Here is a 16,507-nt window from a genome sequence, read left to right as displayed (position 1 = left end):
CAGGGCCGGACGGTCGATTTCAAGAACACGGTGTTGATCTTCACCTCGAACCTGGGTACCTCCGATATCTCCAAGGCGGTCGGGCTGGGCTTCACGCAGTCGAATATTCAGGGGTCGAACTACGAGCGGATGAAGCTCAAGGTCAACGATGAGCTGAAGAAGCATTTCCGGCCGGAGTTCCTCAACCGTATCGATGATGTGATCGTGTTCCATCAGCTCACGACCGATCAGATCGTGCAGATGGTCGATTTGATGATAGGCCGGGTCGGTGTCCAGTTGAAGAACAAGGACATGTCGATGGAGCTCTCCGAGCAGGGCAAGGCGTTGCTGGCCAAGCGTGGGTTCGATCCGGTGCTGGGTGCGCGTCCGTTGCGGCGCACGATCCAGCGTGAGATCGAGGACCAGCTCTCGGAGAAGATCCTCTTCGGTGAGATCGGGCCCGGGCAGACCGTGTTCGTCGATGTCGAAGGCTGGGACGGCGAAGGCACCGGCGAAGACGCCAAGTTCACCTTCACCGGCAAAACGAAACTCACCAAAACGGGCGAGGACAAGGAAAATAACGAAGTCGCACTGACCTGATTTTCGCCGGAAACCTACCGCGCAGCATGAAACGTGTTGCGCGGTATAGGCGTGCGATATGTCGATATGAATTCAGTGGTGCCCGGAAATTAAATCTTGATTCTTCGCCTTTTGGTAGTGCTCGTATCATTGACCTAGATTGGTTCAAAAACATATAGTTAACGATATCGTTCCCACTAGTACCGCAGACGCTGGAGGTGTCTGGATTGAGCGCCATCAAAGAGACGTATGAATCACTGAACCTAGAACCGAAGCCGATCCGCCCGCACATCCTTGCTGCCGCGACCGTGGCCTTCGGCGAGGATTACTACGCGGCACGAAAGGAGACCATCAACCTCTCCGGCTTCGTCCAACTGAACAAGTGGCCCATGCCCGGGTTCGAGCACCACGTGGACGAAAAGGGCTACGCCGAGTTCCAGACCGAGTTGATCTCGGCACCCGAGGTCGGCATCAAGGGATTCAGCTACGAGTTGGACGACCGCATCCAGGTGCTGTCCAACCCGTTCCTGCCGAACACCGGTCACGTACGCCAGATCACGCCAGGAAAGAACTTCCCCGCGGAGTTCAATATTCGCCGGTTCGGCATCCTGGAGTCCAGCTCGCTGCGCCTGGCGCATCGCAACGTGATCGACATCTACGGTGTCGTCGACCATATCCCGCCGTTCAAGAAGCCCCTGACCGGCCCGTACCTCGGCAAGCCGCGTGGTGACGGTCCGTTCGATGTCATCGTGGGGCCCAACGTAGTTCGCGGAACCACCCTGCCCGAGGCCTGGTACCCCGCCAACGACGACAACGAGCCGGTGGGCATCACGCCGAGCATGTTCTTCATGCCCAGCGCCGGGCCGTGCATCTCCATGCTGGTCGATCCTTCGATGATCATGCAGGTCTCGTTGGAGGGCCAGGCCAAGCTGGAGGTGGGCGGCAAGGAGGTCACGGTCGACCTGGCCGGCGACTACAAGAACGCGGCAGGCACGGAGATCCTGCTGTTCGGCCCGGAGAAGCACGACGAGGGTTCCGGTGTGCTGGCCCAGATTTCGCGGATCGCGATCTCCGGCCACTGCGCCGCCCTCGGCGGCCGCGTGATGCTACGAGTGAGCTTCCCGCGTCCGTCCGGTGGCACGCTCGGCGAAGGCAACGAAGACAGCCTGAGCCGCATCCGCTACCCGAGCGAACTGCACATCGACACCGAGTTCGAGCTGGTCACGCCCGACGTGACGCTGTACGCGACGAACCCGGTGCACGTGTTCGGCAAGCTGGGGAGCATGGAGGCCACCGGGACCGAGCTCCAGATGAACGGCACGGATACCGCGCTGGTCACCACGGCGGACGAGGTCAAGGCCAGGCTGACGGGCATCAACCTGGTCATGCGTGATTCGTTTGTCGGCGAGCACGCGGCCGTCAACGTGTAGGTGGGGCTCTCCCGAGCGGTCGTCGCTTGACGCCGGCCGCTCGGGTGAGTTTCCTAGAGTTATCAATAGCGATAGTTCGGCCCAGCTGGTCCCTCACCGCGTTTTACGGGAGGGACCAGCACCCACGACCGGCGGGAGGCATTGTGGATCCGTTGATCCTGCTCATGCACCAGGTGATGCTTTCCGACCGGCCGCGGATGAACGCCTACGACCAGGCGCTCGCGCAGGCCGTCGAGCCCGGCTCGATCGTGATCGACGTCGGCGCCGGAACTTTGGCGCTGTCGCTGCTGGCGCTGAAACACGGCGCCGAGCACGTGTACGCGATCGAGGCGGACCCGGACATGGCGGCGGTCGCCGAGCGCATCATCGCGACCAACGACCTGAAGGACCAGCTCACCCTGATCCAGGGGGACGCCCGCGCGGTCCGGTTGCCGCGCAAGGCCGACGTCATCGTCTCGGAGATGATGGGCAATCTCGGCCCGGAAGAGAACATGATGCGGGTGCTGGACAGCGTCGCTCGAAAGAACCTGCGGCCCAACGGCCGGATCATCCCGCGCGAGCTGACCACGACGCTCGCCGCGATCGAATTCGACGACGAAGGCTGGGGGATGTGGGGGCAGGATTTCCACGGCTTCCGGCTCGACGCCGTGCAGGAGTTCGCCGAGCCACGCGCACAGTTGCACTTCTTCCAGCGCGCGCCGCGGCTGCTCAGCGCGGCCGTGCCGATCGCGGACCGAGTGCGCCTGTCGATCACCGAGCCCGGAAACCTGCACGCCGTCATGGGGTTCTTCACCGCCGACCTCATCGATGGCGTCTCGCTGTCGAATTTTCCCTCCTACCAAGGGTGTAACTGGGCGGTGTGGATCTGGCCGCTGCGGCACACCCCGGTGACCGCCGGCGACGCGGTCCAGGCGACGGTGCACCGGCCGTCCGGCTCCGCCCGGTCCCGGGTGGTCACCGACTGGCGGCTGGACTGCACGATCGCTCGAGGAGGGGAGGGGTAATGCCGATTTCCGTCGGAACCGTCCGTGACATCCCGGTGCGCGCGCTGAAGCTGTGCGGGCTGACCTGGTCGGGTGATTTGCTCTGGTTCTCCGAAGGCGTACTCAACCAGATCATCGCGATCGACCCGGCGACCGGCGCCGTCGAACACCGAATCCCCTGTGCCGCGGTCCGATCGGATCTGACCACGATGGGTGGCCAGTTGATCCAGGTCGTCGGTGACGACCGCGTATTGCGCGTGATCGATCCGGCCTCCGGCGAGACGGTCACCGAGCTGCCGAATCCCCGTCCGGGCGAAGGGTTGTCCGGACTCGAGGCGACCCAGCACGGGGTGTGGCTCGGCTACGCGGATCGGAAGGTGATCGATCTGCGCACGACCGACGGACTTCGCCTGATCGAAACCATTTCGGTGCACTCTCCACCAGCCGGCGTCACCGTATCCGACAACTACCTCGCTTACGCCGACTACAAGGGCGCGATGATCAATCTGGTCAGCCTGGAGACCCGCCGCGAGGTCGCTTCCTACAATGTCGCCGGCAACCCGACCGGACTTACCTGGGACGGTAGCCGGATCTGGTATTGCGACCACACCACTTTGCAGCTGCGGGCGATCGCGGTGCCCGGGATCAGTGCGGGCTAGCCGGCGCCACCCCCGTCGCGTCCAGATCGCGCTGAAGGTCACTGGGCAGCAACGGTTTCCGCAGTAGACTCCGATACCGTTCGGCGACCGGCTGATTCGCCGGCCCGGCGTCCATCCACGCGCCGACCAGCCGGGCTCCCTCGATGTAGGTCACCGTGTACGCCCGCCACAGCGGGTCGGTCAGGAAGCTCACCATGTGCTCGGCCCGGTCGCGCGGAAGCAGCAGCCACCGTTCGAGATAGTCGGTGACGTCATCGACGTCGGCGCCCCGATCGTGCAACATGATCGCCGCGTCCTGGCGGGCAGGAAGCAGCCGCTGAACCAATGTCCGCACCCGCTCGACCAGCTCGCCGTCGCCGGATATCCTTTCTGCGGCAAGAATATTCGCCGTCCATTCGCCCCATCCCCGGCCCAGGACGGCCACGTGCGCCAGTTCGGCCGTGCCCTCGGAGATCAGGCATTGCGGCGTGTTCACCAGCGAGATGAGCTGCTCGGTGTGTCCGTGCTCGCGCACGAGCCCGGCCTCCTTGAGGCAATGATCGGTGTGATGGCCGGGATAGGACTCGTGGGTCACGAGTATCGGCAGGGCCGCGATTGCGCGCCCCGCCTCGTCGTTGAGCGCGACCTTCGAGCGGAAGCCGCCCAGATACCGGTTGAACGCATTCCACGGCTTGCCGTGCACCACTTCGTATTCGACGCGCTCGCCGGCCGGCAGGCCGAACAGCTGCCGGGTGAGCACGCGCAGTTCGTCCGAAACGGCTTGCACGGCTTGTTGTAAGCGGGCCGGTGGAATGCGATTGCGCTCGTAGTACGCGTCGAGCCGCTCGTTCAGCCCGCCGCTACCCGGTAACAACTCCGCGATCGCCTCGTGCGCGTCCGCATAGTGCCCCGGATCGCCGAGGGCGATGTCCACGTCGAAGTACTGCCGGATCTCGTCCAGGAAGGGAATGTCCTTGCCGGACAGTCGGTTTCCCGCACATTCCAGCGCGGTGAGTTGCGCCGACAGATACCGCTGTCGCGAGTCGGGCAGACCCGAGTCGGGGAGTTCGGCGCGCAGCCGGGCCGCCTGCCGGACCAGCTCGTCCGGATCGGCCGGCGGCTCCGCATCCACTTGCGCCGAGAGCCGCGGATCGCCGAACCAGCAGTCCACGAAACCGTCGATCAGCTTGCCCAGGCGCAACCCCAGCAGCAGGTACTCCCGGACCACCGGCTCGTCCACCGGAAAGTCGTTGCCGGGCATGCTCATTCGGCGGTGTCGAGCCAGAGGTTGGACAGGTCGAACCAGCGATCGATGGTGGGCATCGCGATCGCGTTGCGCACCCGGGCGCCCTTGATATGCGGGATGGTCGGTGCGTGCACCAGGATCGGCACGATGGCCGCGTCCTGCATCACCTGGAGATCCACCGCGTGCCACGCCGCGTGCGCGTGCGCCGGATCGGTCGCGGAGAGCGCCTCGTCGATCATGCGGTCGACGTCGGGGTTGCTGTAGCACCCGTAGTTGCCGGTGCCGCGAACCTCGTTGGTCTGCAACATCGGTTGCAGGAAGGCGCGTCCGTTGTTGCCGAACCAGTCCGGCGTCCAGGCCGGGCTGGAGATGTCCCAGGCGCCGGCCCGCGCGTTCGCCGGATCGCGGAGGAACGGGTAGAAATCGGTGTGTCCCAGCGCGACTGAACGCAGCGTGATGCCGATTTTGGCCAGGTCGGTGGTCAGTGCGTCGGCGACCTCGGGGTTCGCGTCCACATCGCGATGCACGATGGTCAGCGTCAGCCCGTCCGGATAGCCCGCGGCGGCGAGCAGCGCCCGCGCCTTCTCCGGAGCGCCTCGATCGCCCGGGGTCGCATAGAGGTCGAAGTCCTCGTAGCCGTAATTCCCCGGCGGAATGGCCGAGCGGGCGGGCCACATCACCGTGCCGACGCTCAGCTTGTCGAAGATGTCGACCATCGCCGCCTTGTTGACCGCGTAGGAGATCGCCTGGCGCACTTCGGGTTTGCCCATGGCGCCGTCGGCGTTCGGACTGACCGTGTTGAACACGAGATAGGGATTCAACGCGTAGCCGAGGTTGTTCCCCGGATCGGTGGGATTCTCTTCGTAGGCCTCGGTGACCGGGGACGCCCAGGACAGGTCCGCCTGTCCGCCCCTGATCCGCTGCCCGACCTGTTCCGGCGTCGCCTTCTCCATGATGACCTCGACACCGTCCAGATACTGGTGCCGCACCGGGTCGGTGCCCTGCTGCCACACCGGGTTTCGGGCCATCCGCAGTTCCGCGCCGTGGTTGTAGTGGGTCAGGCGGTACGGTCCCAGCGACCGGACGTTCCGCCGGAATTCGGGGCTGTCGGGGACGAAATCGTCGTACTCCGCCGGAGCCGGAGACGCGAACATCATCGAGATGATGTGGATGAAATCCAGGGCCGGCCGGATCAACTCGAACACCAGCGTCCGCTCGTCGATCGCGGTGATCCCCGGGATATCGCGGGTGTTCTGGAACCGCGCCAGCTCCGCGGGCTCCGGGTTCCGGTCGGGCACGGCGGCGGCGTAGTCGTCACAGTATTCGGCGACGCCCTTGATCGTGCTGGTGTAGTAGTGGATCGCGCCGGCCCGGAGCACGGGGTTGCACATGCGTTTGAACCCGCGCACGAAGTCTGCCGCGTTCACCTCCCGTGGCGGCTCGGTGTCCCAGTAGACCCCGCGGCGCAGGCGCACGGTATAGGTCAGGTGGTCGGGACTGAGACCGCCGTTGTCGACCGTGGGGATTTCCATGGCGACATCGGGCACCGGCGTCACCTGGCTCCAGTCGCGCAGATGCGCGACCGGACGATAGGTGAACAACTGGCGGGTGAACAGCCTGATGATCTGCCCGGACAGCATGTAGTAGGAGCTCGCCGGGTCCACATGGTCCATGCTTCCTGGTCCGTACAGACGCAAGGTGCCGCCGTAGCGAGGCTGATCACCGCTCATTGCTCTGACCTCCTGATTCGGACCGTCCCGAAAGATCCACTAGATCACTATATGTAATAGAAGTATACTTTGGGGCGGATACGGAAAGGCGGTGTCGCGGTGTGGGAGTCGACGATTCGCGCTAGCTCTGCCGAGGATCGAGCGCCCCGGCGCGGCGGCACGCTCACCCTGGTCGGAGCCGGCGACGTCGACTATCTCGATCCCGCGCTGGCGTACCACACGGCGACCCGCGGCATCATTCGTGGCTACACCCGGCAGCTGGTCGGCTCCGTCGCGAGCCACAGCCGCGCGGAGGCCGGAAAGATCGTCCCCGACTTGGCGATCGACGTGCCGACGGTGGCGAACGGCGGGATCAGCGCGGACGGCACGCAGTACCGGTTCACCCTCGCCGAGGACCTGCGCTGGAACACGTCGTCGGGCATCCGCCCGCTGGTCGCCGCCGATGTCGTCCGCGGGATCAAGCGCCTGGCCCATCCGCTCGCCGGCAGTCCCGGCCTGGCCTATTATCTGAGCACGATCGACGGCATGCTCGAGTTCCGCAACGCGATGGCGGGCACGCCCGCCGACGCCCTGGCGGATCGCCTCGAGCACACCGAGATTCGAGGTGTCCGCGCGCTGGGGGACCGCGAGATCTGGTTCACCACACGGCATCCCGCCTCCGACTTCCTGAACATGCTCGCCCTGCCGTTTGCCACGCCGGCGCCGATCGAATACCTCGAGGTGGTCCCCGGCAGTCCCGAGTTCAACCGCGTGCTGGCCTCGAACGGTCCGTACCAGGTGACGAATTACGTTCCGGGAGAACGGATCGTGCTGGAGCGCAACCCCGCATGGGAACCGAAGTCCGATCGCCTGCGGGCCGCCCATGTGGACACCATTGTCGTGCGCGAGGGGATGTCCGAGCGCGCGGCCCACGATCTGGTCGCCACCGGCGCGGCCGACATGCTGTGGGACATTCAACCGCTCACCGAGGAACTCCCGCCGCTGCTCGGCACCCATGATCCGCGGCTGGAGGTATATCCGGCCGGATTGTTCAGTCCCTATATCCTGGTCAACTTCGAGCAGCCAGTTCTGGCCAGCCGACAGGTCCGAATCGCGTTGCAGTACGCGGTGGACAAGGCCGCGGTGTCGCAGGTCTGGGGTGGCCCGCGGCTGAACGACATCGCCGACCAGATCCTGCCCCCGCTGTGCACCGCGCACCGCGAATTTCGCCCGTACGCGACCGAGGGCGGCCACGGCGATCCGGAACTGGCCAGGCAGTTGCTCGCCGACGCCGGTTATCCGGACGGGCTCACCCTGCGATTGGTGTTCCGCGACCGCGACATTCACCCCGAGACGGCCGAGGCGGTCAAGGTCGCGATGGCCCGCGCCGGTATCCGCGTCGAGCTGGTCGGGGTCTCGATCAACGAGCTGTTCTCGGACTACTTCTCCGCCTCGGGCACGCGCAAGAGCTGGGACATCGCGCTCACCGGCTGGGAACCGGACTGGTACGGCAACAACGCCAGAACCTATCTGCAACCCCTGTTCGACAGCCGGGGCGTGGTCGAGGACGGTGACTGGGGCTCGAACTTCGGCCGCTATCGCAACGAGAAGGTCAACGAGTTGCTCAGCGCCGCACTCACTTCGGCCGACGAGACCCGGGCGGGCGAACTCTTCCGCCGGATGGAGGCCGAGGTGCTGCTGGACGCCGCGGTGGTGCCGGTGCTCTTCGCGCACCAGTACTGGTTCCATGCCACGACCGTGCGGAACTGGCTGCCATATCCGGTGCTCAACGGCGATCTGACCAACCTGTGGCTCGATGGAAAGGGTCGTTGACATGCTCGAATGACCCACAACGACACCCATCCGCAGTTATTGTGACTCCGAACTACTATCGAAAGATTTACCGAATCTCATCAGTGAACAGGAGACACTATGGTTGCGCCGCAGCCGATCCAGCCACCGTCCGTGGACGTCCGCATGCTGATCCGTCGTCCACCGCACGACGTCTTCGAGGCCTTGGTCGACCCCGCGATAACGACCAGATTCTGGTACACGAAGAGCAGCGGCCGGATGGAGGAGGGCGCCGAACTCACCTGGGAATGGGAAATGTACGGCGCGTCCCGCACGGCTCGGGTGGAAAAGGTCGACGTCGACAGCAGGATCCAATTCACCTGGGATAATTACAATCCCGACCACCCGACCACGGTCGAATTCTCGTTGACTCCGTACGAAAACGACACCACATATCTGCATATCACCGAGAATGGATACAGCGGCGACCTCCAAGCCCAGGTCGACGCCGTCCGGGATTCCACGGCCGGATTCGCGTACTTCATCAGCGGTTTGAAAGCAGCCCTCGAACACGACGTCACACTCGGGCTCACGCAAGACGAGCACCCGCCGAACGTGTAACCGCTCGGATCGCAAAAACTCGTAGGTGAGTTGAACGGTAGCGGGTGACGTCGCGATGCGGTTGCCGCCGACAACCGATTCGTTGTACAGCAGTATCGAAGTGAAAAAGGATGAACATCATGAAATTCACCTACACGACACACATCGCGACGACACCCGAACAGCTGTGGGCGGCACTCACCGAGCCGGACTTCACTCGCCGATATTGGTTCGGCGTGGCCATGCAATCCGATTGGCGAGTGGGGTCACCGGTGAAATGGCAGAACATGCCGGAGGAGGAATTCCAGGATCTGGGTCAGGTCGTGCTGGCCGCGGATCCGCCCCGGCTGCTGTCCTACAGCTGGCACCTGCTGCAACCCGCGCACGCCATGCTCTTCGGCTGGACCGCCGAGGAACTCGCGAAGTACGTCCAGGAACCGCGCACCCACGTCACCTTCGATCTCGAACCGGAGAGCGACGGCAAGGTGCATCTGGTCGTGACCCACGACGGTTTCGAGCCGGGCAGCGTCATGTATCAGGCGATCAGCGGCCAGCTCGAGGGCAGCGGCGGCTGGCCCGGACTGATGAACAACCTCAAGGCGCTGCTCGAAACCGGCGAGGTGCTCGCCACCGTGCCGTCCGCCGCCCACACCGCGCACGGCGATGCCTAGCCCGCGCGGCCCGATCCAGAAGGCGGCGAACCGATGACCACTATTTCCCGACAGCCGGCGCTCACGCCCGGCGGCAAGCCGCTCCTCGGCCACGGGCTCGAGATGAAGCGAAGTCCGGGTGACCTGCTGCTCTCCTTGCAGTCCGGCGATCCGGTGACCGTGATCCGCCTCGGCCGCCGGCCGATGTACGTGGTCAACGACGCCGACCTGATGCGGCAGATCATGCGCGCACCGGAGATATTCGCCCGCGGTGGCCCGATCACCGAACGATTCCGCGTCATGTTCGGCAACGGCCTCGGGATCTCCGACGGCGCTTTCCATCGGCGCCAGCGTCGGCTGCTCCAGCCCGCGTTCCACCGCAACCGGATCGTCCATTACTGCTCGCTGATCAGCGGACTGACCGCGAAGACGGCCGACGCCTGGTCCGACGGCGAGACCCTCCGGGTCGAGCGGGTGATGGACGAACTCGCCCTGGCCAATGTGACCCAGGTGATCTTCGCGCCCGGTACCTCGCTGGACCAGCGCAAGTTCATGGACGCCACCGGAACCGTGCTCGGCGGGCTGTTCCGGCGGATGACCGACGCCACCGGCCTGCTGACCAAGCTGCCGACCCAGGCGAATCGCCGGTACCGGGAGGCGGAGGCTTATCTGCGGCGGACCATTCACGAGACGATCCGGCAGTATCGGGCCGACGGCGTCGACCGCGGCGATCTCCTGTCGATGATGCTGTTCGCCCGCGACGACGACGGCGAACCGAGCATGAGCGATCAGCAGATCCACGACGAGGTGCTGACCTTCTTCATCGCCGGCAGCAACACGATCAGCAATACGCTGGCGTGGGTCTTCCACGAGATCGCCACCCATCCGGATGTCGAGCGGCAGTTGCACGAGGAAGTCGACCGCGTGCTGGATGGCCGGGCAGCCGATTTCGACGACGTCGCCCGGTTGGAATACACCCGCCGGGTGCTCACCGAAACGCTGCGCGTGCGCACCCAGGGTTTCTTCCAAACCAGGCAGACGACCCAGGACACCGAACTCGGCGGCTACCACATACCGGGTGATGAGGCGGTTCTCTACAGCTTCTACGCGCTCATGCACAATCCCGAGATCTTCGCCGACCCGGAGCGATTCGATCCCGACCGCTGGCTACCCGATCGCCTGACCGCGACACAGCGCAATTCGTTCATGCCGTTCGGCGCCGGCGTCCACGGCTGTATCGGTGAGACGTTCTCCTGGGCCGAATTGATCATCGTGCTCGCGACGATCGCCGCGCGCTGGCGGCTGGTGTCCGTGCCGGGACATCAGCCCCGGCCGAAACCGGCGGTCACCATGCCGGTGGACGCGCTTCCGATGACCGTGCATCGCAGGCGCGCCCCGACGGCCTGATGGGTTAAAGTTCGCCGGCGATGTGATTTCCTCGCGCGGCCGGATCGTCGCTCAGCCAGAATTCTCTGGAGGCCAGCACGTATTCGTCCGCGGTGACGTATCCATCGCCGTCGGCATCCAACAGGGCGAAGGCCTTGTTCGTCTCCTGCTCGGACATTCCGCCTTTGATCTGTGCCGCCATCATTTCCGGCGCGGTAATTCGCCCGTCCTGGTCTTTGTCGGCGGCGTCGAACACCGCCATGCTGAACGGTATGGCGCCATTCTCGACGAATTCCGGAAATTCCGGATGATCGCCCCATATCACCCATTCGTCGACGGTCACCCTTTTTGCGCCGTCCGCGTCCACCGATCCGGGAATATCCCGGAACATTCGGTGGGCCTGTCGATGAATTCTGCTCCACGCTGCCGATCCCGGCGGGAGTTCGTATGTGTCGCACCACATCTGGGCCAGCGCCGTGACATCGACCTCGTCCATGACGCCGTCCTGGTCGGCATCTAATGCGCCGAAAAATCTGCGGAGTTTGTTTGTTCTAAGTGCACTGGGCATCGCGTTACCGCCGTATATTCGAACCGGATGGTGGAGTGCTGCTGATACTCGATCAGTGGCGAATGCTATCATCTTGTATACCTATCTTACTACAGGAGGCTGGAGTGACCATCCGAGAATCCGGATATCACTGCGATGTAGTGATCGTCGGCGGTGGCGCGGCGGGCTTGAGCGCCGCGTTGATGCTCGCCCGGGCGCGTTATTCGGTAGTCGTCGTGGACAGCGGCCAGCCGCGCAATGCCACCGCCGCGCACATGCACGGGTTCTTGAGCCGGGACGGCATGCCGCCGGGGGAGTTGCTCGCGGCGGGTCGCGCCGAGGTAGCGCCGTACGGCGTCGAGTTCGTCACCGGCGTGGCGACGGGGGTGACGGCCGCGGAGGACGGCGTCAGCGTGGAGGTGGCCGATTCCGGCACCATTCGCGGCCGCCGCCTGCTGGTCACGACCGGTCTCACCGATGACCTGCCCGAGCTTCCCGGGCTCGCCGAGCGCTGGGGCCGGGATGTGCTGCACTGCCCCTTCTGTCACGGCTGGGAGGTGCGCGATCAGGTCATCGGCGTGCTGTCCACCACCGCGATGTCCATGCACCAGGCCACGCTGTTCCGGCAGTGGTCCCCGCGGCTGCGTTTCCTGTCGCACACCGGGCCGGCGCTGAGCGACACCGAGGTCGAGGAGCTGACCGCGCGCGACATCGAGATCATCCCCGGCGAGGTGGTCGCCCTGCAGATCACCGACGATCGCTTGACCGGCGTTCAGCTGGGTTCCGGCGAGCTCGTCGAGCTGGAGGCGCTCGTCTGCGGTCCGCGGTTCTCCGCGCGCGGTGGCCTGCTCGCCCCGCTCGGCTTGACCCCGACCGCGCACCCGAGCGGAATCGGTGACTACATCGCCACCGACGCCACCGGCCGCACCGCCGTGCCGGGCGTCTGGGCCGCGGGAAACGTCGCGGATCCGGCCAAACAGCTGATCGGCGCCGCGGCGATGGGGGCCGAGGTCGCGGTCGCGATGATCGACGACCTGATCTCGGACGAGGTGCGCGGCGCCGTCGCCGCCCGGCGCGCAACGGCCGGCTCGAAGTAGACGACCCGGGCGTCGGTGGCCTCGGCCACCGGCGCCGGCGGCCGTCACTGAGCCGGGATGAACTCCGGCCTGCGTTCGATGGCGACGGAGACGAATGCGGTGGCCAGCGCGAGCGAGGCGATGATCGCGCCGACCCAGATCACGTCGGTGATCTCCGCGTGCGCGATCACGACGCCGCCGATCACCGGACCGATCGCGTTGCCGATGTTGAAGGCGGACATGACAATTGCGACGGCCAGGGTCGGCGCTCCCACCGCGAAACCGATCACCCGCGAGCTGAGCGCGGCGGTCATCGAGAACGCGCACACGCCGAGGATGGTGACCGCAGCGGCCGCGGCGATCCCGTGATGCACGACGGCGCGTAGCACCAGCATCATGACGATCATCGCGATCAGGCTGCCGATGACGTTTTTCATCGCGTTCCACTGCGCCAGCCGGCCGCCGATGGTGTTGCCGGCGAACAACCCGACGCCGAACAGGAACAGCACGATCGGGACCTGATGCACGCTGAAACCGCTCGCCTCGGTGAGCAGCGGCTGGACGTAGGCGTACACGCTGAACAGGGCGGTCTCGAACAGCACCGTGGTGGCCAGGGCGACGAAAACCCGGACCTGGACCAGTGACCGCAGCTCGCGGCCGACCAGCGTGCGCAGCCCGACCTCGGGGCCGCGGTCGCGCGGCAGCCTGGGCACGAAGAAGAAGACGAGCGTGGCCCCGATCGCGCTCATCACGCCGATCAACACGAAGATGACCTGCCAGCTGAACAGCGCGCCGACCAGGCTGCCGAGCGGTACGCCCGCCACGTTCGCCAGCGTCATGCCGCCGAGGATCACCGCGATCGCCTGCGGCATCCGGCCGGGACCGGCGAGCGCGACGGCCATCACCTGGGCGACGGTCAGGGCCGTCGCGCAGGCCATGGCCGCGATCACCCGCATGGTGAACATGAGGCCGAAGACCGGGATCACGGTCAGCAGGTCGGAGACGCAGAAGACGATCATGGCGCCGAGGAGCACGGTCTTGCGGTCTCGTCCGAGGGTCAGCACGGCCATCGTGGGCGCGCCGACCAGCATGCCGATCGCGAACGCCGTGATCAGCTGCCCGACCTGGGGCACCGAAACCCCGAGCGAGCCGGCGATCTGATCGACCAGCCCGGACACGATGAATTCCGAAGTGCCCAGGGCGAATACGCTGATCCCGAGGACGTACACCCCGATCGGTAGGCGTTTGGTGGCGCGGGGTTCCGCGGGGGTGTGATCTGCTTGCGTGGTCTTTTTGAGCAGCCGTCGTCGGATCTCGGACACGCTCGGTCACACTCCTTGTTTCATCTAGTTTGGAGCCGCGGGCTTATGGCACACAATCAGGTAGTAGCCGATCTTTTCGCGGCAGAGTTCGAACATGGTCGTCATGCCGGACTGGAAGGCATCGATCCGATCTTTTCCGTAGGCCGCGGACAACGCCACCCGCTGGTCCGCGAGCCGGGCCAGGAAATCGCCGTAGAACCGGCGGACCTGATCGCTGCAATCGAGTTCCTCCAGCACCTCGAATCCGGCCGCGACCGCGGGCGCCACGGCCGCGGCCATGCTGGTCGGCGGATCCGGAACGGTATTGGCGCGCAACACCTCCCGCTGGGTCGGCGTCAGGTCCGCGATCGCCGGGTACTCCGAGTACACCAGCCGGCTGCCCGGGCGCAGGACCCGGAACATCTCGTCGAACCATTGGCGCTTGTCCAGGGCGTTGGGCACCGAATCGAAGGCGATGGCGGCGTCGAACTCGTTGTCCGGGAAGGGGAGTGCGGCGGCGTCGGCCCGGGTGATCGACATCCGGTCGGACAGGCCGGCGAGCGCGATATTCTTGGTTGCCTCCTGGACTTCCCAGCCGCTCACCGTGATTCCGGAGACCGAGACGCCGAATCGCTCGGCCAGGTGAATCGCCGGTTCGGCCACGCCGCAACCCACATCGAGGAGATGCTGGCCGGGGCGCAGCGGTAGTCGTTCGGCGATCATCCGGGTGAGCCTGGTCATGGCCACGAGGAAGGGCGTGTCGTCCTGGTCGTCATCCCAGTAGCCGAGGTGCAGGTTGCCCCCGACGAGCTCTACCAGTTCGCCGACGCCGTCGTAGTACTCGGCGACCTCGTCGGTCAGCTCGATTGATTTCTCGGCCATGATGACCTCCGCGCTCTCGTGCCGGGCCGCCGTTGGTGAGCGAGTTCCAGGGGGTTGCCGGCACTGCCTACGGATAAAAATACTACTATAATAATCTATAGCTAGTTAGTGAGTCTCAGGGACTTCCCTCCTCGGCCGCCCGTTTGATCGCCGTCAGCCGGCGTTCCCAGCGGCCGGCCAATTCCGCCAGCCAGTCGGCGGATTCGTTGAGGGGCTCCGGACTGATCCGGTAGAGCACTTCACGTCCGGCGCGGCGACCCGTGACGAGTCCCGCGTCCTCGAGCACGATCAGATGTTTGGCCACGGCCTGCCGGGAAACGGGCAGGCGGGCCGCGAGCGTGGTGGCGCTGGCCAGCCCCTCCTCGACCAGGGTGTCGAGCAGCAGGCGACGGGTCGGATCGGCGAGCGCGATGAGAATCGTGCCGATCGGGGGCTGGTCCGCCTTGATCGGAGTTACTCCGCGTTGGCTTTTAGGACGTCCAGCTGCATTTTCCAGCCACCAACGTTGTCCTCGTACCGCTTGGCGCGATCGTCCTCGGGCAGGTCCAGCGTGGCGAAACCGCTCTCGGTCACCCGTAGGCGGGTGCCGCCGTCACGCTCGGTGAGCCGGAACTCGACCAGCGTGGAATTGCCGTCGCCGGGTGTGGCGCCGGGGAAGGAGGAAGCCCATCGGTAGGAGATGTAGTTCGGGGGCTCCATCGTCTCGACCCGGACCGGGAACTTGCCGTATTTCGGGTCCTCGATCACCTCGAAATCGCCGTCCCGCGAACGGCTCTGACCGGATCGGTCGCCGTCGCCGACCCACCAGCCGGGGTCGGTCACCAGCTCCCAGACCCGTGCGACGGATGCGTCGATGTCCACCTCATGCTCGATTTTGTCGGGCGCGCTCATCGGGAATCTCCTCTCCGGGCAGCATTACTACTGTTTGTGACAGGATGCTCGCTGTGGCGACGAAGTGCAACCCTAGGGTAGCGCGTCGGCGCGCCCAGCCGAGAGGGAATCGGGGTGCCGATGGAGGCGGTGTTCTGCATGGGGGGCCGGCGTCGGTACGGGACGACAACCCCCGCGCAGGGTTCGGGATCTCGTGGTCGGTGCGACCGGTTACACGCGGCCGGCCAGGTGGTTACCCGCGGCTTCGAGGCTGTCGCTGCCGAAGAATTCACGCAGCGCCGCGTCGTGCTCGTCGGTGCTGATGTATCCGTCGCCGTTGTGGTCGAGCGCTTGAAACATCTTCAATGCCTCGACCTGACCGACGCCCGAAGTCGATTGCAGGATCATCCACTCGCTCAACGACAGTGAGCCGTCGCCGTCGACGTCGCCGAGTTCAAAAGTGAGCTGAGCCAACGGAATAGCGACCTCGTCGACGAAGCGCGGATCCTCGTGTGCGGCGATCCATTCCTCCCTGCTGATTATCTTGTCGCCGTTCGCGTCGGCGTGCCCCTGCAGGTCTTGCCAAAGCCGGTTGGCCCGCTTGACCGTGATCCGCCATTTGTCGGAGCCGGGGGGAATATTGAATGCGTTGCACCATTTGTTGATCAACGCGTCGATGTCCGACTGGTCGATCTTGCCATCGTTGTCGGCATCGTACCGCTCGAAGTGCTTCGCGAATTTCTGCTGCCGGGCTTGCGTGACCATGGGGACTCCCTATCTCAACCGGTCATTCACTATGCGGACCTCTACTATCCCTACTTTACTGCCGGGAAGGCGGGT

17 protein-coding genes are annotated in these 16,507 nt (G+C 65.2%); 9 read left to right on the top strand and 8 right to left on the bottom strand.

The window, feature by feature from the left end:
• The 4 genes from AB0M22_RS38640 to AB0M22_RS38625 all read left to right on the top strand — a co-directional run.
• On the top strand, nt 1-579 hold a 579-nt coding region (locus tag AB0M22_RS38640), incomplete at its 5' end, for an AAA family ATPase (RefSeq protein ID WP_364737487.1).
• A gap of 206 nt (nt 580-785) precedes the next feature.
• The gene (locus AB0M22_RS38635; RefSeq protein ID WP_364737485.1) at nt 786-1,988 is read left to right on the top strand and encodes a DUF6004 family protein; all 1,203 of its coding nucleotides are present in this window, start codon (nt 786-788) and stop codon (nt 1,986-1,988) included.
• A gap of 143 nt (nt 1,989-2,131) precedes the next feature.
• On the top strand, nt 2,132-2,992 hold the full coding sequence (locus AB0M22_RS38630; protein ID WP_364737483.1) for a 50S ribosomal protein L11 methyltransferase: 861 nt from the start codon (nt 2,132-2,134) through the stop codon (nt 2,990-2,992).
• Nucleotides 2,992-3,630 (top strand): hypothetical protein, encoded by a 639-nt coding sequence (locus AB0M22_RS38625; RefSeq protein WP_364737481.1) that lies wholly within the window; start codon nt 2,992-2,994, stop codon nt 3,628-3,630. The genes AB0M22_RS38630 and AB0M22_RS38625 overlap by 1 nt, the downstream gene beginning before the upstream one ends.
• On the opposite strand, the gene AB0M22_RS38620 is transcribed toward AB0M22_RS38625, so the two are convergent.
• Both AB0M22_RS38620 and AB0M22_RS38615 read right to left on the bottom strand, forming a co-directional pair.
• Nucleotides 3,617-4,876 (bottom strand): DUF885 domain-containing protein, encoded by a 1,260-nt coding sequence (locus AB0M22_RS38620; protein WP_364737479.1) that lies wholly within the window; start codon nt 4,874-4,876, stop codon nt 3,617-3,619. The two genes, AB0M22_RS38625 and AB0M22_RS38620, sit on opposite strands and share 14 nt — an antisense overlap.
• Complete coding sequence (locus AB0M22_RS38615) at nt 4,873-6,585, bottom strand: ABC transporter substrate-binding protein (RefSeq protein WP_364737477.1); 1,713 nt, start codon at nt 6,583-6,585, stop codon at nt 4,873-4,875. Before AB0M22_RS38615 ends, AB0M22_RS38620 begins: the two co-directional genes overlap by 4 nt.
• 69 nt (nt 6,586-6,654) lie before the next feature.
• On the opposite strand from AB0M22_RS38615, the gene AB0M22_RS38610 reads away from it, so the two are divergent.
• The 4 genes from AB0M22_RS38610 (at nt 6,655) to AB0M22_RS38595 (ending at nt 11,012) form a co-directional block, all read left to right on the top strand.
• Nucleotides 6,655-8,397 (top strand): ABC transporter substrate-binding protein, encoded by a 1,743-nt coding sequence (locus AB0M22_RS38610; protein WP_364737475.1) that lies wholly within the window; start codon nt 6,655-6,657, stop codon nt 8,395-8,397.
• A gap of 99 nt (nt 8,398-8,496) precedes the next feature.
• Nucleotides 8,497-8,976 carry an SRPBCC family protein gene (locus AB0M22_RS38605; protein WP_364737473.1) on the top strand — a complete coding sequence of 160 codons (480 nt, stop codon included), beginning with the start codon at nt 8,497-8,499 and terminating at the stop codon, nt 8,974-8,976.
• A gap of 119 nt (nt 8,977-9,095) precedes the next feature.
• Nucleotides 9,096-9,626, top strand: a complete 531-nt coding sequence (locus AB0M22_RS38600; RefSeq protein ID WP_364737471.1) for an SRPBCC family protein — start codon at nt 9,096-9,098, stop codon at nt 9,624-9,626.
• 33 nt (nt 9,627-9,659) lie between these two features.
• Nucleotides 9,660-11,012, top strand: coding sequence for a cytochrome P450 (locus AB0M22_RS38595; RefSeq protein WP_364737469.1), 1,353 nt, complete (start codon nt 9,660-9,662; stop codon nt 11,010-11,012).
• A 4-nt stretch (nt 11,013-11,016) separates the two neighbouring features.
• Here AB0M22_RS38595 and AB0M22_RS38590 read toward each other — a convergent pair whose 3' ends face one another.
• The gene (locus AB0M22_RS38590) at nt 11,017-11,487 is read right to left on the bottom strand and encodes an EF-hand domain-containing protein (RefSeq protein WP_364737467.1); all 471 of its coding nucleotides are present in this window, start codon (nt 11,485-11,487) and stop codon (nt 11,017-11,019) included.
• A 176-nt stretch (nt 11,488-11,663) separates the two neighbouring features.
• Between AB0M22_RS38590 and AB0M22_RS38585 the strand changes: the two genes are divergently transcribed.
• Nucleotides 11,664-12,635, top strand: a complete 972-nt coding sequence (locus tag AB0M22_RS38585; protein WP_364737465.1) for an NAD(P)/FAD-dependent oxidoreductase — start codon at nt 11,664-11,666, stop codon at nt 12,633-12,635.
• Nucleotides 12,636-12,679: 44 nt separating this feature from the next.
• Here the strand turns inward: AB0M22_RS38585 and AB0M22_RS38580 are convergent, their stop codons facing one another.
• The 5 genes from AB0M22_RS38580 to AB0M22_RS38560 form a co-directional block, all read right to left on the bottom strand.
• Nucleotides 12,680-13,936, bottom strand: coding sequence for an MFS transporter (locus AB0M22_RS38580; RefSeq protein WP_364737463.1), 1,257 nt, complete (start codon nt 13,934-13,936; stop codon nt 12,680-12,682).
• Nucleotides 13,937-13,960: 24 nt separating this feature from the next.
• A complete protein-coding gene (locus tag AB0M22_RS38575) occupies nt 13,961-14,797 on the bottom strand; it encodes a methyltransferase domain-containing protein (protein ID WP_364737462.1) in 837 nt (278 codons plus the stop codon).
• Between the two features lie 115 nt (nt 14,798-14,912).
• A complete protein-coding gene (locus tag AB0M22_RS38570; protein WP_364737510.1) occupies nt 14,913-15,224 on the bottom strand; it encodes a metalloregulator ArsR/SmtB family transcription factor in 312 nt (103 codons plus the stop codon).
• A 26-nt stretch (nt 15,225-15,250) separates the two neighbouring features.
• Entirely contained in the window at nt 15,251-15,688 is a 438-nt protein-coding gene (locus tag AB0M22_RS38565) for an SRPBCC family protein (RefSeq protein WP_364737460.1), read from the bottom strand.
• A gap of 210 nt (nt 15,689-15,898) precedes the next feature.
• Entirely contained in the window at nt 15,899-16,432 is a 534-nt protein-coding gene (locus AB0M22_RS38560) for an EF-hand domain-containing protein (RefSeq protein ID WP_364737458.1), read from the bottom strand.
• Between the last annotated feature and the right edge of the window lie 75 nt (nt 16,433-16,507).

Origin of the sequence: Nocardia sp. NPDC051756, from assembly GCF_040681495.1 — a bacterium.
Classification (GTDB): Bacteria; Actinomycetota; Actinomycetes; order Mycobacteriales; family Mycobacteriaceae; genus Nocardia.
Note: the sequence above shows the minus strand (reverse complement) of the source record. Positions and strands in the feature narration are given on the sequence as shown.

Bases quoted from the DNA above. Each gene is read 5' to 3' on its own strand.
- AB0M22_RS38625 (WP_364737481.1), top strand. From the start codon at position 2,992: ATGCCGATTTCCGTCGGAACCGTCCGTGACATCCCGGTGCGCGCGCTG.
- AB0M22_RS38620 (WP_364737479.1), bottom strand. From the start codon at position 4,876: ATGAGCATGCCCGGCAACGACTTTCCGGTGGACGAGCCGGTGGTCCGG.
- AB0M22_RS38615 (WP_364737477.1), bottom strand. From the start codon at position 6,585: ATGAGCGGTGATCAGCCTCGCTACGGCGGCACCTTGCGTCTGTACGGA.
- AB0M22_RS38605 (WP_364737473.1), top strand. From the start codon at position 8,497: ATGGTTGCGCCGCAGCCGATCCAGCCACCGTCCGTGGACGTCCGCATG.
- AB0M22_RS38600 (WP_364737471.1), top strand. From the start codon at position 9,096: ATGAAATTCACCTACACGACACACATCGCGACGACACCCGAACAGCTG.
- AB0M22_RS38595 (WP_364737469.1), top strand. From the start codon at position 9,660: ATGACCACTATTTCCCGACAGCCGGCGCTCACGCCCGGCGGCAAGCCG.
- AB0M22_RS38590 (WP_364737467.1), bottom strand. From the start codon at position 11,487: ATGGACGAGGTCGATGTCACGGCGCTGGCCCAGATGTGGTGCGACACA.
- AB0M22_RS38575 (WP_364737462.1), bottom strand. From the start codon at position 14,797: ATGGCCGAGAAATCAATCGAGCTGACCGACGAGGTCGCCGAGTACTAC.
- AB0M22_RS38565 (WP_364737460.1), bottom strand. From the start codon at position 15,688: ATGAGCGCGCCCGACAAAATCGAGCATGAGGTGGACATCGACGCATCC.
- AB0M22_RS38560 (WP_364737458.1), bottom strand. From the start codon at position 16,432: ATGGTCACGCAAGCCCGGCAGCAGAAATTCGCGAAGCACTTCGAGCGG.